15 protein-coding genes and 1 pseudogene are annotated in these 17053 nt (G+C 62.5%); 13 read left to right on the forward strand and 3 right to left on the reverse strand.

Annotated features, from left to right (window positions below):
* Window positions 1-390 precede the first annotated feature (390 nt).
* The 3 genes from AC6CIA_RS22455 to AC6CIA_RS22465 all read left to right on the forward strand — a co-directional run bounded on the left by AC6CIA_RS22455 (window position 391) and on the right by AC6CIA_RS22465 (window position 4170).
* A complete protein-coding gene (locus AC6CIA_RS22455; protein WP_498315219.1) occupies window positions 391-831 on the forward strand; it encodes a c-type cytochrome in 441 nt (146 codons plus the stop codon).
* 3 nt (window positions 832-834) lie between these two features.
* On the forward strand, window positions 835-2256 hold the full coding sequence (locus tag AC6CIA_RS22460) for a cbb3-type cytochrome c oxidase subunit I (RefSeq protein WP_498315221.1): 1422 nt from the start codon (window positions 835-837) through the stop codon (window positions 2254-2256).
* Between the two features lie 72 nt (window positions 2257-2328).
* Window positions 2329-4170, forward strand: a complete 1842-nt coding sequence (locus tag AC6CIA_RS22465) for a nitric oxide reductase activation protein NorD (RefSeq protein ID WP_498315223.1) — start codon at window positions 2329-2331, stop codon at window positions 4168-4170.
* A 20-nt stretch (window positions 4171-4190) separates the two neighbouring features.
* Here the strand turns inward: AC6CIA_RS22465 and AC6CIA_RS22470 are convergent, their stop codons facing one another.
* A complete protein-coding gene (locus AC6CIA_RS22470) occupies window positions 4191-4391 on the reverse strand; it encodes a protein DnrP (RefSeq protein WP_498315224.1) in 201 nt (66 codons plus the stop codon).
* Entirely contained in the window at window positions 4388-5107 is a 720-nt protein-coding gene (locus AC6CIA_RS22475) for a Crp/Fnr family transcriptional regulator (protein WP_498315226.1), read from the reverse strand. The genes AC6CIA_RS22470 and AC6CIA_RS22475 overlap by 4 nt, the downstream gene beginning before the upstream one ends.
* A 528-nt stretch (window positions 5108-5635) precedes the next feature.
* Between AC6CIA_RS22475 and AC6CIA_RS22480 the strand changes: the two genes are divergently transcribed.
* Window positions 5636-6826: an NnrS family protein gene (locus AC6CIA_RS22480; RefSeq protein WP_498315228.1), complete on the forward strand. Its 1191-nt coding sequence runs from the start codon at window positions 5636-5638 to the stop codon at window positions 6824-6826.
* Window positions 6827-6836: 10 nt separating this feature from the next.
* Window positions 6837-7268, forward strand: a complete 432-nt coding sequence (locus AC6CIA_RS22485) for a hypothetical protein (RefSeq protein WP_339533009.1) — start codon at window positions 6837-6839, stop codon at window positions 7266-7268.
* Window positions 7269-7286: 18 nt separating this feature from the next.
* Here AC6CIA_RS22485 and AC6CIA_RS22490 read toward each other — a convergent pair.
* Window positions 7287-7736: pseudogene (locus tag AC6CIA_RS22490) on the reverse strand (hemerythrin domain-containing protein); the annotation flags it as partial.
* Between the two features lie 183 nt (window positions 7737-7919).
* Here AC6CIA_RS22490 and norR point away from each other — a divergent pair.
* From norR to nosR, 8 genes are all read left to right on the forward strand, one after another.
* Window positions 7920-9443: a nitric oxide reductase transcriptional regulator NorR gene (gene norR / locus AC6CIA_RS22495; RefSeq protein WP_498315397.1), complete on the forward strand. Its 1524-nt coding sequence runs from the start codon at window positions 7920-7922 to the stop codon at window positions 9441-9443.
* A 99-nt stretch (window positions 9444-9542) separates the two neighbouring features.
* Window positions 9543-10190 (forward strand): pyridoxamine 5'-phosphate oxidase, encoded by a 648-nt coding sequence (pdxH, locus tag AC6CIA_RS22500; protein ID WP_498315230.1) that lies wholly within the window; start codon window positions 9543-9545, stop codon window positions 10188-10190.
* 92 nt (window positions 10191-10282) lie between these two features.
* A complete protein-coding gene (gene moaB / locus AC6CIA_RS22505; RefSeq protein WP_498315232.1) occupies window positions 10283-10837 on the forward strand; it encodes a molybdenum cofactor biosynthesis protein B in 555 nt (184 codons plus the stop codon).
* Window positions 10834-12069: a molybdopterin molybdotransferase MoeA gene (locus tag AC6CIA_RS22510; RefSeq protein WP_498315234.1), complete on the forward strand. Its 1236-nt coding sequence runs from the start codon at window positions 10834-10836 to the stop codon at window positions 12067-12069. The genes moaB and AC6CIA_RS22510 overlap by 4 nt, the downstream gene beginning before the upstream one ends.
* 62 nt (window positions 12070-12131) lie before the next feature.
* Window positions 12132-13127: a ubiquinone anaerobic biosynthesis protein UbiU gene (gene ubiU / locus AC6CIA_RS22515; protein WP_339533013.1), complete on the forward strand. Its 996-nt coding sequence runs from the start codon at window positions 12132-12134 to the stop codon at window positions 13125-13127.
* A gap of 10 nt (window positions 13128-13137) precedes the next feature.
* Complete coding sequence (locus AC6CIA_RS22520) at window positions 13138-14028, forward strand: U32 family peptidase (protein ID WP_498315236.1); 891 nt, start codon at window positions 13138-13140, stop codon at window positions 14026-14028.
* On the forward strand, window positions 14022-14492 hold the full coding sequence (gene ubiT, locus AC6CIA_RS22525) for a ubiquinone anaerobic biosynthesis accessory factor UbiT (RefSeq protein ID WP_498315238.1): 471 nt from the start codon (window positions 14022-14024) through the stop codon (window positions 14490-14492). Before AC6CIA_RS22520 ends, ubiT begins: the two co-directional genes overlap by 7 nt.
* A 359-nt stretch (window positions 14493-14851) precedes the next feature.
* Window positions 14852-17032, forward strand: a complete 2181-nt coding sequence (gene nosR, locus AC6CIA_RS22530) for a transcriptional regulator NosR (protein WP_498315240.1) — start codon at window positions 14852-14854, stop codon at window positions 17030-17032.
* Window positions 17033-17053: the final 21 nt, after the last annotated feature.

Consider the following 17053-nt stretch of genomic DNA (forward strand, 5'->3'; position numbering starts at 1 on the left):
GGATCTTAGGCGCCCCGTTAACCACGCTGGCCGAACGTAGGCATTGCGCAGTGGGTATCCCGGCATGGATGCCGGGATAGCCGCGTTGGGCCATGGATGGCCCGTCGCGGCGGCCCACGGAGCAATGCCGGAGAGAGGGCACACCGAGCCTGAGCGAGGTGCCGAGTGGTGGGGCAAGAGCGTTTTGCTTACTTTTGCGCTGTTCAAAAGTGAGTCGCTGTAAGAGCGAAACCATAAGAAGCCGTTACCGCAGCAACGGATATGTACCCAACCCCAACCCCAGCCCAAAAAATACCCGACCAAAACCATCGGCATTTCTTGATCGCCATCAAGCAGTTTCCGCCCTCCGACTTCCTATCATGACCCCCGCCAAGCAATGAGGAAGCGACCATGTCAGAGACCTTCACCAAGGGCATGGCCAGGAATATCTACTTCGGAGGAAGCGTGTTCTTCTTCCTGATATTCCTGGCCCTGACCTACCACACCGAACAGACCTTTCCAACCCGCAGCAACCAAGACCTGCTCACCGAATCCGTGGTTCGCGGCAAAGGCATCTGGGAGCGCAACAACTGTATCGGCTGCCACACCCTGCTGGGCGAGGGCGCGTACTTTGCGCCGGAGCTGGGCAATGTGTTCACTCGCCGTGGCGGCGACGAAGGGTTCAAACCCTTCCTGCACGCCTGGATGAAAATGCAACCCCTGGGCGTTCCCGGCAGACGTGCCATGCCGCAATTCAACCTCAGCGACCAGGAGGTGGACGATATGGCCGAGTTCCTCAAATGGAGCTCCAAGATCAACACCAACGGCTGGCCGCCAAACAAGGAGGGCTAAGGTATGCGCACTGCCAATCCATATCTGAAATTCCAATCCCAGGCCGTGGCCAAACCCTACTTTGTCTTCGCCCTGATCCTGTTTCTCGGCCAAGTGCTGTTCGGTTTGATCATGGGCCTGCAATACGTGGTCGGTGACTTCCTGTTCCCGTTGATTCCGTTCAACGTCGCGCGGATGGTCCACACCAACCTGCTGATCGTCTGGCTGTTATTCGGCTTCATGGGCGCCGCCTACTACCTGGTGCCGGAAGAGGCTGATCGCGAACTGCATAGTCCCACGCTGGCCATCGTGCTGTTCTGGGTGTTTGCCGCCGCCGGCGTGTTGACGATCCTCGGTTACTTGCTGGTGCCCTATGCGGCCCTGGCCGAGATGACCCACAACGAATTGCTGCCGACCATGGGCCGGGAGTTTCTCGAGCAGCCGACGATTACCAAAATGGGGATTGTCGTGGTGTGCCTGGGCTTTCTCTACAACATCGGCATGACCCTGCTCAAGGGGCGCAAGACCACCGTCAGCATGGTGATGATGACCGGCCTGATCGGCCTCGCGGTGTTCTTTCTGTTCTCGTTCTACAACCCCGGCAACCTGGCGCGTGACAAGTTCTACTGGTGGTGGGTGGTGCATCTTTGGGTGGAAGGCGTATGGGAACTGATCATGGGCTCGATGCTCGCCTTCGTGCTGATCAAGGTCACCGGCGTTGACCGTGAAGTGGTGGAGAAATGGCTGTACGTGATCATCGCCATGGCCCTGATCACCGGGATCATCGGCACCGGTCACCACTTCTTCTGGATCGGCGCGCCGGAGGTCTGGTTGTGGGTCGGCTCGATCTTCTCGGCCCTGGAGCCTCTGCCGTTCCTGGCGATGGTGATGTTCGCCTTCACCATGGTCAAGCAGCGTCGGCGCCAGCATCCGAACCGGGCGGCGACGTTGTGGGCCAAGGGCACCACGGTCACGGCGTTTTTCGGCGCGGGGGTCTGGGGTTTCCTGCATACCCTGGCCCCGGTCAACTATTACACCCACGGTACCCAACTGACGGCGGCCCACGGACACCTGGCGTTCTTCGGTGCCTACGCGATGATCGTCATGACCCTGATCAGCTACGCCATGCCGCGTTTGCGCGGCCTCGGCGAAGCGCCGGACGAGCGCTCCCAGACGCTGGAAATCTGGGGCTTCTGGATGATGGTGGTGTCAATGGTGATGATCACCTTGTTCCTCACCGCCGCCGGTGCGGTGCAGGTCTGGCTGCAACGCTGGCAGGTCGACGGCGTGGCGCTGCCGTTCATGGCGACGGTGGATCACCTGGCGCTGTTGTTCTGGGCGCGATTGGCCAGTGGCGTGGTGTTCCTGCTGGGACTGCTGTGCTACCTGTGGAGTTTCCGTCAGCGCGGTCGGGGGCTGGGTGAGCCGGCGCCGAGTGTGTGTTGAGCGGTAAACGTTAATCCCCAAGAGGGCGGCCCGGCAGGTACTGCGGGCCGTTTTACGTCTGGAGCACTTGATATGGCGTTTACCCTGGAATTGGAAGAGTGGGTCGGCAGCGTCTGGCACCGTTTTATAACCCGCCGCGCCAGCGCCGATTTCCCGCAGGCGCGGGTCGATCTGGTGGACCGCCAGCGCAGCCTGGCGCTGTTGTTCCATGCGTTGGGCGGCGCCAGCGGGATTGCCCTGGAGGCCGCCAGCGAGCGTGACCTGTTGCTGCGCCGCAATCTGCTGATGCGCATCGCCGGCACCTGCAAGCAAGCGCCCCTGGCTTCGTGTGATGGCAGCCGTCTGCGTTTGCCCGCGAGTCTGGCGGTGTTTCCCACGGTCTCGCTAAATCTTCAGTTGTACCGCTGGTTGGCATTGCTGGCTTCGCAGTCCGGGCCGATGAGCCATTGGGCGCGGGATAACCAGCGTTGGACCTGGCTGTTGTTGCAGCGTTATCCGGCGTTGCTGCCCAGCTACCAGCGACTGGTGGACGCCCATCTGCAACTGCGTCCGGACCCGGCCAGCCTCCCTCCTGGCGAAGCCGCGCTGGAAAAAGCCTTGCGCAAGGCCTTGCGCGAGCCCGGCAGCGTCCGCCACTTGCCGCGTAGTGAACGCGCTGCCTGGCCATTGCCGCTCTGGCTGTATCCGCCTTTGCAACTGGACAGCCCGCAGGCAGGCGACGTGGAAGAACCGGAGGACGACCTCGCCACGCGTTCCGGCGAACAACAGGGCGCTCCCAAGCGTGCCAGTCGCGTCGACGATCAGGTCCGCGATGGCGGCTTACTGGTGGTGCGCCTGGAAAACCTGTTCAGTTGGACCGAGCACGTGGACCTGGATCGCTGGACCGACGACAGCCAGGACGAGGATGCCGCCCGCGTCGCCGAAGATCTCGATCAGCTCAGCCTGTCACGCCAGCGCGTGCGCAAGAGTGGCGGCCTGAAATTGCACCTGGATCTGCCACCGGCAGACATCGACGATATCCCGCTGGGCGAGGGCATCAAGCTGCCGGAGTGGGATTATCGCCAACAGCGCCTGCAAGACAGCGTCGTCAACCTGCAACTGATGCAGCCGCGCGACAGCACACCGCAACCGCTGCCCGTACGCCTGCAGGCACAGGCCGCGCGTTTGCGCCGCCAGTTCCAGCAACTGCGCACCGACCGTCAATGGCTGCGTCAGCAACCCCAGGGCGCGGAACTGGACTTGCAAGCCTGGGTGGATTTTCATGTCGAACGCCAGCACGGACCTTGCGCCGAACGCGGCGTGTTTATGGAGCAGCGTCATACCCGACGCGATTTGGCCTGCCTGCTGCTGGCCGACGTGTCGATGTCCACCGATGCCCACTTGAACGATACGCAGAAAGTCATCGACGTGATCCGCGACAGCCTGCTGCTGTTTGGTGAGAGCCTGGCTGGGCTGGGCGATGCGTTTGCCCTGTACGGTTTTTCTTCGCTGCGCCGCCATCAGGTGCGTCTGCAACAACTCAAGTCATTCCAGCAACCTTACGACGACCAGACACGTGGCTCCATTCAAGGGCTGAAACCGGGGTATTACACGCGCATGGGGGCTGCGATTCGTCAGGCCACGCACACATTGGGCGCCTGTAAACAACGGCGCAAGCTGCTGCTGATTGTCACCGACGGCAAGCCCAATGACCTGGATCTGTATGAAGGACGCTACGGCGTCGAGGACACCCGCCAGGCGGTGGTGGAAGCTCGGAGGCAGGGCTTGATCCCGTTCTGCATCACCATTGATAAAAAAGCCCGGGATTACCTGCCGTACATGTTTGGAGCCCACGGCTACACCCTGATTCGCCAGCCGGAGCAATTGCCGTTGCGGCTGCCCCAGCTGTACCGGCAATTGACCGAACGTCAGTAACCGAGGCTCAAGCCCCAGGCTCAATAAAAGTCCCGGGGCAGCCAGAAGAACATCGTGATGCAAAACACTGCCAGGCCCAGGCAGAACCACTGGAAACGCTTCAGCCGTCGCCCCTGGAGGCTGGCGCCCGAGGCGGGAAGGGCCATGGCGCAGCGTTCGCATGCATCCCGCTGCAGCGCATTCGGATGCTCGCAGTACAGGCAGACCCGCGCCTCGTTCATTCGAACTGCTCCAGGCGCGGACGATCCAGAATGGCAATCTGTCGACCATCCTGGGTGATAATTTTTTCATCGATCAGCCGGCGGATAATCCGTGAAAATGTCTCGGGCTGGATCGACAGATGCCCGGCGATCAGTTGCTTGGCCATTGGCAATTCGAATGAACTGTCGGCGCTGTGCAGGCGCACCAGTTGCGTCAACAAGTAACGCACCACGCGGTGCGTGGCGTTTTTCAGCGACAGCGTTTCGATCTCGTTGACCCGCTGGTGCAGGCGCACGCACAACTTGCCCAGCAGGGCGAAGGTCAGGCGGCTGTTGCTGTGGAGCAGGCGCATGTAGGTGGCGTTGGACAGGCGATACAGCTGCGTCGGGCACACCGCTTCGGCGCAGGCCACATAATTGGGGGTGTCCATCAGCATCATCGCTTCGGCGAAGGTTTGTCGCTCAGCGATCACTTCGAAGACTTTCTCCTGGCCATCCGGGGTCAGGCGGTAAATCTTCACCGCGCCGGCGATCACGAAGTAAAACGCGTCAGCCGGCTCGCCCTGGCGAAACAGCGGCTCACCCTTGTCGACGTTCAACAAGTGACTGCTGGCCATCAACTCATCCATCTGTTCTTCGTTCAACGGCTCGAACAAATGATGGCTGCGCAGGATCTGGTGATGGACGCGATGCAGGACTCTGGGCGCATCCTTGGGACAGACCAGGGACGGGATCATACAAGCCACAACGACAGGCCACTGGCCGCCGCCATCATCGAACCGAGGATCACAAACCAGGCCAGGGGCTGGATGAGGTTTTTCATGGGGGACTCCGTGAGGCAGGTAAGGGAGGGATAACCCGATAGAGCAAGAGCCGGGCCAGTCGGAAGGGCAGGTAATACGAGGCCTAGAGCAATCAAAGGGTAAAAGTCACCCTCTTGATCAGGGTCATTTTTACCCATGAATGGTCAATTGAACCCTCCACGCCCTCGGTAGGAGCGAGCTTGCTCGCGAAAAACTCAAAGGCGCCGCGCGTAGCCAGAATGCCCTCGTCATCGTTAACGTCTTCGCGAGCAAGGGCCAGGCGCGCCCTCGCTCCTACAGAAGTGTTCGGCGCATTCCGAAACCCGGCGCGCGCCTTGCAAGCCGATTCGGCAACGGCCCCAAGGATATTGCGCTGGCTCTTGCTTCGGCTTGATCTGTGACAAGAGACAGGCGTGGGCAATCCCGGATGATCGGGCCGGCAACGACTTGAGGAGTGGCTGTATGCAAGTGCTGGATCGGCGCAAGGCAATGTCGATTACCCCGTTATTTCGTCTGGCTTTCCGGCCATTCTTCCTCGGTGGCTGCCTGTTGGCGCTGCTCGCGGTGCCTTTATGGTTACTGGCGCTGGCCGGTGCCAGTGGCACCTGGCAGCCGGCGGGTGGGTGGTTGGCGTGGCATCGGCATGAGCTGTTATTCGGTTTCGCCCTGGCGATCATCGCGGGGTTCCTGTTGACCGCCGTACAGACCTGGACCGGTCGTCCGGGGTTGAGTGGCAAGCCCTTGGCGCTGTTGGCGGCGGTATGGCTGGCGGCGCGGCTGGCGTGGTTATTCAATCTGCCGTGGCCGTTGTTGGCGACGCTGGAGCTGGCGTTTCCCTTGGCCGTCGCCGGGGTGATGGGCTGGACCCTGTGGCAGGTGCGACAACAGCGTAATTACCCAATTGTGTTGGTGTTACTCCTGCTGACCCTGGCCGATGGCTTGTCGCTGTTGGGTTTGCTGCGCGGTGATGAAGGTTGGCAACGCCAGGCGGTGCTGACCGGGCTGTGGTTGGTGGCGGCCATGATGGGGCTGATCGGTGGCCGAGTGATTCCGTTTTTCACCCAGCGCGGCCTCGGCCGGACCCATGCGGTGCAACCCTGGCCCTGGCTGGATCGCCTGTTGCTGGGCGGCTCGGCGTGGGTGGCGCTGCTGTATGCGAGCGCAGCGGCGTTGACCGCCAGCGTCTGGATCGGCCTGTTGTTTGCGCTGTTGGGGCTTGGGCATCTGCTGCGGTTGGTGCGTTGGCATGACCGGGGTTTATGGCGCGTGCCGCTACTCTGGTCGCTGCACCTGGCCTATGGCTGGTTGGCGCTGGCGTGCCTGGGCATGGCGCTGTGGCATTTCGGCGTGCCGCTGAACCCGAGCCTGGCCGTGCATGCGTTGACGATAGGGGCGATGGGCGGGTTGATTCTGGCGATGATTGCCCGCGTCAGCCTGGGCCATACCGGCCGTCCGCTGACGCCTCCCGTGGGCATGACCCTGGCGTTTGCGCTATTTAACCTTGCCTGCCTGAGCCGGGTGCTGTTGGTGCTGATCTGGCCGTATGCTGCGTTGTGGTTGGCCGGCCTGTGCTGGGTGCTCGGCTTGGGACTGTACGTAGTGCGCTACGGGCCAATGCTGTGGCGTGCGCGGGTTGACGGCCATCCGGGCTAGGAGATCGAGGATGCTGTATTCGGGGTTACTGATCGTGCATTTGCTGGCAGCGATCGCCTTTATCGGCACGTTGTTTTTCGAGGTGTTCATCTGGCACCGCGCCCGTGAGGAGCTGGCCTGGTCGGCGCAATTCACCTCGGAGCAGGCGATTGCGCGGCGTTCGCGGCAGGTGCTGCATGCCGTGGTCGTGCTGTTGTATGGCGCCGGCATTGGCCTGGCCTGGCATTACCGCGGAGTACTGGGGGCGCCGTGGGCCAGCCACTTCGCGGCGTTGCTGAGCCTCAAGATCCTGTTGGCGCTGAGCATCATCGGGCACTACTTGCTGTTGGCTTACTGGCTGGGCAAGCAGCGCCTGAGTCCGGCACGAGCGATGTGGATACGGCGCAGCATCCTGGGGCATATGCTGCTGATCGTGATTCTGGCGAAGCTGATGCTGCGCTAATGGTTGGGTAGGCGCGGGTCATGCGGGGTGTGTGAGTGCCCGCACAAACAACACATCATTTTCCAGATGAATATGCTCCAGCAGGTCCCCATGAAACTGCTCAAGTCCCCGATACAGCGTGCGCCAGGTGTTGCAGGCGTCGGCGGGCGGGGTGATCTGCGCGGTCAGCGCCAGCAGTTGCTCCAACGCCTGCGCGTGCTGTTCATGTTCAAGGCGCATCACCTGGATCGGCGGCGCGGCTTGGGGGCCCATGCCCATTTGCAACATCGGGAACAGCACTTGTTCCTCCTTGAGCATATGACCCTCCAGTTCTTGCTCGATGTCCCGCAACAAATCCGCCAGTCCGTTGGGGCAGTGCAGGTGATGGCCGTGGACCTGCTCGACCCGGCTGGCCAGGCGAATCAGCTCCGGCAGCTGCTCGCGATGGCGGGCGTGGTAGCGCTCCAGCAAATGTTCGATCAGTTGCGCCTGGGGCAGGGTCCGTGCAGCGATGGCGTTCATCGGTTTTCCTCATCAAGTGAACAGATACACCCGCATTGCATGCGTTATGCCATCGCCAAGCTATTGAAAAACAGTGATTAATTTTTTGTAGTGGTCAGGATTACCCTGATGCTGCAGGGTAGAACCGACCAATCAAGGGTATCTATGACCATGCTGCGTGAAAGCCTGTCGGCCGACCTGATTGTTGAACTGCCGAATGCCGTGCGCCTGCAACGGCTGGTGCAGACCCTGCGCGAATATTTCAACAGCGGCGCCGTAGGCCTGTTGCGCCTGGATGGCGACGACAGCCTGCGCCCGGTGGCCAGCGTCGGGCTGGTCCATGAGGCCTTGGGCCGACGCTTTGTGATCGCGCACCATCCACGGTTGGCGGCGATCATGGCGTCCCGTGAACCGACCTGGTTCGAGCCTGACAGTCGCCTGCCGGACCCCTACGATGGCTTGCTGGATAACCAGGTCGGCGAGCCGCTGCCGGTGCATGACTGCATGGGCGTGAGCCTGTATGTCGAGGGTCGGCCCTGGGGCGCGATCACCCTGGACGCGCTGCACGCCGGTACCTTTGATGCCAGCGCCCGTGAGCAACTCAAACGCTGCACCCTGCAGATCGAAGCGGCGGTGCGCGTGACCCGCCTGGAACAGGAAAACCGTAGCCTGCGCCTGTCGCGCCGGGATGTGGGCGAAGGCTTGCCCAGCGTCGAAGACGCCGAGATCCTCGGCCAGAGCCCGGTGCTGCATCAATTGCTCAACGAACTGGATGTGCTGGCCGAGGCGGATTTACCGGTGCTGTTGCTGGGCGAGACCGGTGTCGGCAAGGAGCTGTTCGCCCGGCGCCTGCATCGACTGTCACGTCGCAGTCACAAGCCGCTGATCCAGGTCAATTGCGCAGCGCTCCCGGAATCCTTGGCCGAGAGCGAATTGTTCGGGCATGTCAAAGGCGCCTTCTCCGGCGCCACCAGTGATCGCGCCGGGCGCTTTGACGCGGCGAATGGCGGCACACTGTTTCTCGATGAAGTCGGCGAGCTGCCGTTGAGCGTGCAGGCCAAGCTGCTGCGCACCTTGCAGAACGGCGAGATCCAGCGTCTGGGCGCCGACAAGCCGTTGCATGTGGACGTACGGATCATCGCGGCGACCAACCGCCATCTGCCCGACAGCATCCGCAGCGGCCTGTTTCGTGCCGATCTGTACCACCGGCTCTCGGTATACCCGGTACCGATTCCGGCGTTGCGCGAACGTGGGCAGGATGTGTTGTTGCTGGCCGGGCACTTCCTTGAACTCAACCGCGCCCGCCTTGGACTGCGCGGCCTGCGCCTGTCACCGGCGGCCGAGCAGGCGTTGCTCGGCTATGGCTGGCCGGGCAATGTGCGTGAGCTGGAGCATGTCATCAGTCGCGCCGCGTTGAAGCAACTGAGTCGGGGTGGCAACCGCCACGAGATCATGACCCTGGCCGCCGAACTGCTGGACCTCGACAGCAGCGGCGCCGTCGTGCCGCAAGCGCCGGTGACGGAGGTGCCGGCGGCGGCCTTTCAAACCTTGGGCGAGGCGGTGGACGATTGCCAGCGCCAGAAGATTCGCCAGGCCTTGGGCCAATCCGCCGACAACTGGGCGAGGGCCGCCCGGTTGTTGGGGCTGGACGCCAGCAACCTGCACAAGTTGGCCCGGCGCCTGGGACTCAAATAGCGCACTGCGACCCCATGACGCGGCGCGCAGTTGATCGTGATCAAGGTGTGGCGAGCGGGGCCCGATCAGACTGTGGCGAACTGTCCAGAGGTTCGCTCCATGCCCCTTTCCCTCGCGCAGATGCGCCGCAATTACACCCTGTACGGCTTGCGGGACGACCTGGCGCAAGACGATCCCATCGCGCTGTTCGGCCAGTGGCTGGAGCAGGCGCGCAAGACTGAAGTAGCCCCCGTGGAAGCCAATAGCATGGCCTTGGCCACTGTCGATGCCGAGGGCCGTGCGCATTGTCGGATCCTGTTGCTCAAGGGCTTCAGCGATCAGGGTTTCACGTTTTTCGGTCATTACCAGAGTGCCAAGGGCCTGGAACTGGCGAGCAACCCGCATGCCGCCATGACGTTTTTCTGGCCGGGCCTGGAGCGCCAGGTGCGTATCGAAGGCACGGTGGCACGGCTGGCGCCGGCACTTTGCGATGAGTATTTCGCCTCCCGCCCGTTAGCCAGTCAGGTCGGCGCCTGGGCCTCGCCGCAAAGCCAACCGCTCGCCCATCGCGCCGAGCTGGAGGGCCGTCTGCGCGACGTTACCCAACGCTTCGCCGGGCAACAGCCGCCGCGCCCACGGGAATGGGGCGGCTACTGCTTGCGGCCAGAACGTGTGGAGTTCTGGCAAGGCCGCGCCGACCGTCTTCACGACCGCCTCGATTACCGCCGACACGACGCGGCATGGCGACGCAGCCGTTTGGCACCCTGAATCCGTCTGGAGGTACCTCCTCGGAGGAATAGGCCCGCCGCGCTTTGCGGTGCAGGCTGGGCCCATTGCTCATTTATCCCGGGATTTTCACCATGGCACATTTGACCCAACGCACCTTCGCTTCACTGAACATCGCGGTGCTGACCATCAGCGATACCCGCAGTCTTGAAACCGACACCTCCGGGCAAACCCTTTGCGATCGGCTGCAAGGTGCCGGGCACGCGCTGATCGATCGCGCCCTGGTGGTGGATGACATTTACCAGATCCGTGCGCGCATTTCGCAATGGATCGCCGACCCCCACGTGCAAGTGATCCTGACCACCGGCGGCACTGGTTTCACCGCGCGAGACAACACGCCCCAGGCGGTACTGCCGTTGTTGGACAAGCATGTCGAAGGCTTTGGCGAATTGTTTCGCCAGGTCTCGCTGCAGGAAATCGGCATGTCGACCCTGCAATCCCGTGCGCTGGCCGGTCTCAGTAACGGCGTGCTGGTGTGCTGCATGCCGGGCTCGCCGGGGGCCTGCCGCACCGGTTGGGACGAGATTCTGCTGGGGCAACTGGACAGTCGCACCGGGCCGTGCAATTTCGCTCCGCACCTCAAGCCGCAGGCGGCGCAAACACTGGAACCCTGCGAGGTGCGCGCGTGACTACATCGGTCTGTGAACGCGGTGAGCTGATCCCGCTGGACGAGGCCATCGAGCGCCTGTTGGCCCAGGCTCCGCCACCTCCCACCACCCAACAGGTGAAAACCGCACTGGCGTTGGGGCGGGTGTTGGCCAGCGATATTTTCTCCCCGGTGAACCTGCCGGCCTGGGACAACAGTGCCATGGACGGTTACGCACTGCGCGCCGCCGACCTGCCGGCCGAGGGCGGCTACTTGCGCCTGGCCGGGCGGATTGCCGCTGGCACGGAAGCGACCTGTGCGTTGGGCAGCGGCCAGACCATGCGGATCTTTACCGGCGCGCCGCTGCCAGCGGGCGCGGACACGGTGGTGCCTCAAGAGCGTTGCCGGGTCTACGGTCAACGCATCTGGTGCCCACCGATGCGAGCCGGTGAACACGTGCGCAGGCAGGGGGAAGAAGTCAGCCAGGGCGCCTTGCTGCTGGCGGCCGGCAAACGTCTGCGAGCCCAGGAACTGGGCCTGTTGGCGGCGGCCGGGTTGGCCCAGGTCAAAGTCTATCGCGCGTTGCGCGTGTGCCTGCTGAGCAGCGGTGACGAACTGCGCGAACCGGGTGACCCTCTCGCGCCGGGGCAGATCTACAACAGCAATCGGCATTGCCTGGCCGCGTTGCTGCAAGGCTGGGGTGTCGAGGTACACGACTATGGCGTGATGGCTGATGAGCTGGCCGTCAGCCGCGATGCATTGACCCTGGCATCCTCGGAGTGCGACCTGTTGCTGACTTCTGGCGGCGTGTCAGTGGGCGAAGAAGATCACCTCAAGCAAGCTATCAAGGAACTCGGTCGCGTTGACTTCTGGCGGCTGGCGATCCAGCCCGGCAAGCCCTTGGCTTTTGGCGAGGTGGCTGGCAAACCGTGGATCGGTCTGCCGGGCAACCCGTCGGCAGCGCTGATCACCGCGCTGGTGGTGGTGCGTCCGTTTCTGTTGCGCGCCCAAGGCGCCACTGACGTGACGACGCTGGCGGTGCGGTTGCCGGCCGATTTCGAGTGGACCCAGCGCAACCGGCGCCGGCAATACCTGCGAGCGCGGTTGACGCCGGGGATCGACGGCCAGGCATGCGTCACGCTGCATCCCCGGCAAAGCTCGGCGATGTTGAGCGCCGCGTGCTGGGCCGATGGCTTGGCGGTGGTGGAGCGTGAGCAGTTGATTGAGAAGGGCGGCCTGGTGCGGTTCCTGTCCTTTGCTGAATTGATGCAATAAAAGCCCACGTCCCCACGCAGGGCATTGGGCGTGCACGCGAGATTTTTCGAAGAGGATTCACCATGCAACTGGTCTGCCCAGCAGGCAATCTGCCTGCGCTTAAAGCCGCCGTGCGCCAAGGTGCCGATGCGGTGTATGTCGGCTTTCGCGACGACACCAACGCCCGGCATTTCGCCGGGCTGAACATGGACGACAAGCAGTTCGACGGCGCCGTCGCGCATGTCCGCGAGCACCAGCGCAAGCTGTATGTGGCGGTCAATACCTACCCGCAACCCAAGGGCTGGGAACGCTGGCAGCGTGCCGTCGACCGCGCCGCGGACCATGGCGTCGATGCGCTGATCGCTGCCGACCCCGGGGTGCTGCACTACGCCAGCCAACGTCATCCGCACCTGGCGTTGCACCTCTCGGTCCAGGGTTCAGCGACCCATGCGGCGGCGTTGCAGTTCTATGCCGAACGCTATGGCATCCGGCGTGCGGTGCTGCCGCGCGTGCTGTCGCTGGCCCAGGTCAAGCAAGTGGCGGCCAGCAGTTCGGTGCCGATCGAGGTGTTCGGCTTCGGCAGCCTGTGCATCATGGCCGAGGGGCGTTGCCATTTGTCCTCTTACATCACCGGTGAATCACCGAACCTGTGTGGCGTGTGTTCGCCGGCCAAGGCGGTGCGCTGGAGCGAAGACGCCGACGGCCTGAGTGCGCGCCTCAGTGAAGTGTTGATTGACCGCTACACCCCGGATGAACCCGCCGGCTACCCGACCTTGTGCAAGGGCCGTTTCGTGGTGGCGGGCGAGCGCTTCCACGCCCTGGAAGAGCCCACCAGTCTCGACACCCTGGACCTGTTGCCGGAACTGATCGCCATGGGCGTTGCGGCGGTGAAGATCGAGGGCCGCCAGCGCAGCCCGGCGTACGTCGAACAAGTTACCGGCGTCTGGCGTGCCGCGCTGGATGCACATCGCAGTGCACCGAAGAGCTTTGTGGTCAAGGACCAATGGCGCAAGGTGCTGGCCGGTTTATCCGAGGGTAGCCAGACCACTCTGGGTGCCTACCATCGTTCGTGGCAGTGAGGAGACCGACATGAAACTCAGCCTGGGACCGGTGCTGTTTTATTGGGACAAGCAACAATTGGGGCAGTTTTATTCGGAGATGGCAGAGCTGCCGCTGGACGTGATCTACCTCGGCGAAACCGTGTGCTCCAAGCGTCGGGCATTCAACCTGGATCAATGGCTGGGCCTGGGCCGTGAGTTGCAGGCCGCCGGTAACGCGCAAATAGTGCTGTCGAGCCTGACCCTGATTGAAGCCGCGTCGGAGCTGTCGAGCCTGCGTCGTCTGTGTGACAACGGCGAAGTGCTGGTGGAGGCCAACGACATGGGCGCGGTGCAGTTCCTCGCTGAGCGCAAGTTGCCGTTCGTGGGCGGTCCGGCGCTGAATCTATACAACGGGCATGCCCTGGCGCAGGTACTCGACGCCGGGATGATGCGCTGGGTGCCACCGGTGGAATGTTCGGCTGCGCTGGTGGGCGATGTGTTGGAGCAAGTGCGCGAACTGGGCCGGCCGTTGCCGGAAGTGGAAATCTTCGCCTATGGGCATTTGCCCCTCGCATACTCCGCGCGATGTTTCACCGCGCGTGCCGAAAACCGGCCCAAGGATGATTGCCAGTTCTGTTGCCTCAACTACCCGGACGGCATGACGCTGACCAGTCAGGAAGGGCAGCCGCTGTTCACCTTGAATGGAATCCAGACCCTGTCGGCGGAGGTCACCAACCTGTTGGCGGATTATCCGGGGCTGCTGAGCTGCGGCGCAGACCTGCTGCGCCTGAGCCCCCGGGCACAAGGCATGCCCGGCATCGTCGAAGCGTTCGACCGGGTACGCCAGGGCGCCACGCCGCCGGTGTATGTCGAAGGGTGCAATGGCTACTGGCATGGCCAGGCCGGGATGTTGCGGGTTGAGGAGGTGGGGCTGTGCTGAGCCGCAAACAATGGTTGCTCAAAGGCGCCGACCGGGTTTTGCCGCTGTTGCACAAAGTGCCGTTTGTGGTGCAACGGCTGACATTGCAACAGACGCTGAACCGTTGCCTGGCGGAACCGTTGCGCGATGGCGGGTTTGAGCTGCTGCGCGGACGCTGGCTGTGTTTACGCATACCGGACCTGGGGCTGCAGTGGTTTCTGACCCTGGATCGAAACGGACTGCGCATCGCCGAGCGGGCCGAGGCGCAGGTGACTATCAGGGGTAACTGGCGCGAGTTTTTGCTGCTGGCCAGTCGCCAGGAGGATCCGGATACGCTGTTTTTTCGACGCAGGTTGGTGATCGAGGGGGATACGGAGTTGGGATTGGGACTGAAGAATTTGATCGACAGCCTGGATCCGGAGGTGTTGCCTGCTTGGCTGTGGCGCCATCTGGAACGGGCGGGGAAGGGGCTGGCGGTGGGGTAGTTTTTTGTCCAGGCGGGCATGCATTTATCTGCTTGAAAACCGCCCCTCACCCTAGCCCTCTCCCCGGAGGGGAGAGGGGACTGATCGGGGAATATTGACGATTTGCGCCGACGTGAATGTGCGGCTCTGAATCCATAATCGACTGGGTTTTCCAGGTCGCAAAATTTCTTATTCCACTTCGGTCAGTTCCCTCTCCCCTCTGGGGAGAGGGTTAGGGTGAGGGGCGGACCTCAAGCCTGCCACCCCAGCGCCCAACCGCCGCACCCACCTTGTCGCTCAACTTGATTTCAATCAAGGGCTCAATAGCAACCTGCCACCTACCATCGGTTGCATATTACGGCCGTTGAAGTCAGTCAGCCATGAACCGCGCCATCCCCTTGACCCTCGCCAACCCGGCCTCCAGCCCGTTTACCTGGCTGATTATTCTGCTATTGCTGCTCAGCGCTGCCGAACCGCTCCAGGCCAAGTCGTACGGTGCTATCGAACAGCAACGCATCGAAAAGGTCTTCCCCCAGGTAGATGCCATCTCCGGCCCCGAAGGCAAGTTCAACGTCCGTACCCTCAAGGCCAACAACCAAGTCATCGGCTACGTCTTCCAGAGCCTTGACGTGTTGGATATCCCGGCCTATTCCGGCAAACCGATCAACACCCAAGTGATTCTCGACCCGGCCGGGGTGATCCGCGAGGCCTATGTGCTGGAACACCACGAACCGATCCTGCTGATCGGCATTCCCGAAGTCAAACTGCACGACTTTACCGCGCGCTACAGCGGCATCAACGTCAAGCAGCGCGTGGTAGTGGGGCGCTCCAGTGACACCCAGGCGGTCACGGTGGATGCGGTTGCCGGGGCCACGGTGACCGCGATGGTGGTCAATGAAGTGATCATGCGCGCCGCCCACGAAGTGGCGGTGTCGCTCAAGCTGGTGGAGGACAAGGCCCGTAGCGCGCAGCGTCCCGCGCTGATACGCAGCGATCTGTTCGCGCCCGCCACCTGGGAACAATTGACCGGCAATGGCGCGATCCGCCGCCTGAACCTGACCCGTGGCCAGGTGGATGCCGCGTTCAACGGCACCGAGGCCGAAGGGGTTGATATCGCACCTGAAAGGCAGGCTGATGAGACTTTTATCGATCTCTACGTCGCGCACGTCAACGCACCGAGCATAGGCCGTAATCTGCTGGGGGACGCTCAATACCGCGTGCTGATGCAAGGCCTCAAGCCGGGCGAGCAGGCGATTGCGCTGTTGGGGCGCGGACTGTTTTCGTTCAAGGGCTCGGGGTATGTGCGCGGCGGGATCTTTGATCGGGTGCAATTGCGCCAGTTCGGCAATGTCATTAGCTTTCGCGACATGGATCACCAACGGCTGTATGACGTGTTTGCCGAGGGCATGCCCGAATTCGATGAGATGTCGGTATTTATCGTTCGGCCCCAGGCCGCGTTCGACCCCGGTTCGGCCTGGACCCTGGAGCTGCTGGTGCGGCGTCAGACCGGTCCGGTCAGCGGCACATTCGTCAGCTTTGAACTGCCATATCAAATGCCCGAGCAGTACCTGGAGCGGCCGTTACCGACGGCGGCGGAGCAGGCGGCCATCGACGAAGCCAACCGGCCGATGTGGCTGACGATCTGGTATCAGAAACAATTCCAGATCCTGGTCCTCGGCGCTGCCCTGGTAGTGCTCACGGCGATCCTGTTTGCGCAGGACAGCCTGGCCCGTCGCCCGCGTCTGCTGCATTGGGTACGCCGTGGTTACCTGTTGTTCACCGTGGTGTTTATCGGTTGGTATGCGTTGGGGCAACTGTCGGTGGTCAACGTATTGACCTTCGTGCATGCGCTGGCCCAGCAGTTCCGCTGGGAACTGTTTCTCACCGATCCGTTGATCTTCATGCTCTGGGTGTTTACCGCTGCCAGCCTCCTGTTGTGGGGACGCGGGGTATTTTGCGGCTGGTTGTGCCCGTTTGGCGCGTTGCAGGAATTACTCAACGAAGCGGCGCGCAAGCTCGGGGTGCGCCAGTTTGAATTACCGTTTGCCGTGCATGAGCGGCTGTGGGCGATCAAGTATTTGATCCTGCTCGCGTTGTTTGGCATCTCCCTGGAATCCCTGGCCAGCGCCGAGTTGTTCGCTGAAGTGGAGCCGTTCAAGACCGCTATCACCCTCAAGTTCGACCGTCAGTGGTGGTTCGTGTTGTATGCCGTGGCGCTGCTGGTGATCAACCTGTTTACGCGCAAAGTCTATTGCCGCTACGTCTGCCCGTTGGGCGCGGCGTTGGCGATTCCCAGCAAGTTCCGGCTGTTCGATTGGCTCAAGCGCCGCAAGGAGTGTGGCAATCCCTGCCAGCTGTGCGCCAAGGAATGCGAGATCCAGGCGATCCACCCCGACGGCCATATCAATGCCAATGAATGTCACTACTGCCTCGATTGCCAGATGACCTGGCACAACGACCACAAATGCCCGCCACTGATCAATAAACGCAAGAAACGCGACAAGGCCGCACCCACCGCCGCTCAGTTGATCCCGGTGGTGCAGGTGGCGGCGCCTGAATGACGGCCTTGGGCACTTATTTTT

The sequence above is a fragment of the Pseudomonas sp. GQ91 genome (assembly GCF_059758795.1).

Bases quoted from the DNA above. Each gene is read 5' to 3' on its own strand.
- AC6CIA_RS22455 (WP_498315219.1), top strand. From the start codon at position 391: ATGTCAGAGACCTTCACCAAGGGCATGGCCAGGAATATCTACTTCGGA.
- AC6CIA_RS22460 (WP_498315221.1), top strand. From the start codon at position 835: ATGCGCACTGCCAATCCATATCTGAAATTCCAATCCCAGGCCGTGGCC.
- AC6CIA_RS22465 (WP_498315223.1), top strand. From the start codon at position 2,329: ATGGCGTTTACCCTGGAATTGGAAGAGTGGGTCGGCAGCGTCTGGCAC.
- AC6CIA_RS22470 (WP_498315224.1), bottom strand. From the start codon at position 4,391: ATGAACGAGGCGCGGGTCTGCCTGTACTGCGAGCATCCGAATGCGCTG.
- AC6CIA_RS22475 (WP_498315226.1), bottom strand. From the start codon at position 5,107: ATGATCCCGTCCCTGGTCTGTCCCAAGGATGCGCCCAGAGTCCTGCAT.
- AC6CIA_RS22480 (WP_498315228.1), top strand. From the start codon at position 5,636: ATGCAAGTGCTGGATCGGCGCAAGGCAATGTCGATTACCCCGTTATTT.
- AC6CIA_RS22485 (WP_339533009.1), top strand. From the start codon at position 6,837: ATGCTGTATTCGGGGTTACTGATCGTGCATTTGCTGGCAGCGATCGCC.
- norR (WP_498315397.1), top strand. From the start codon at position 7,920: ATGCTGCGTGAAAGCCTGTCGGCCGACCTGATTGTTGAACTGCCGAAT.
- pdxH (WP_498315230.1), top strand. From the start codon at position 9,543: ATGCCCCTTTCCCTCGCGCAGATGCGCCGCAATTACACCCTGTACGGC.
- moaB (WP_498315232.1), top strand. From the start codon at position 10,283: ATGGCACATTTGACCCAACGCACCTTCGCTTCACTGAACATCGCGGTG.
- ubiU (WP_339533013.1), top strand. From the start codon at position 12,132: ATGCAACTGGTCTGCCCAGCAGGCAATCTGCCTGCGCTTAAAGCCGCC.
- AC6CIA_RS22520 (WP_498315236.1), top strand. From the start codon at position 13,138: ATGAAACTCAGCCTGGGACCGGTGCTGTTTTATTGGGACAAGCAACAA.
- nosR (WP_498315240.1), top strand. From the start codon at position 14,852: ATGAACCGCGCCATCCCCTTGACCCTCGCCAACCCGGCCTCCAGCCCG.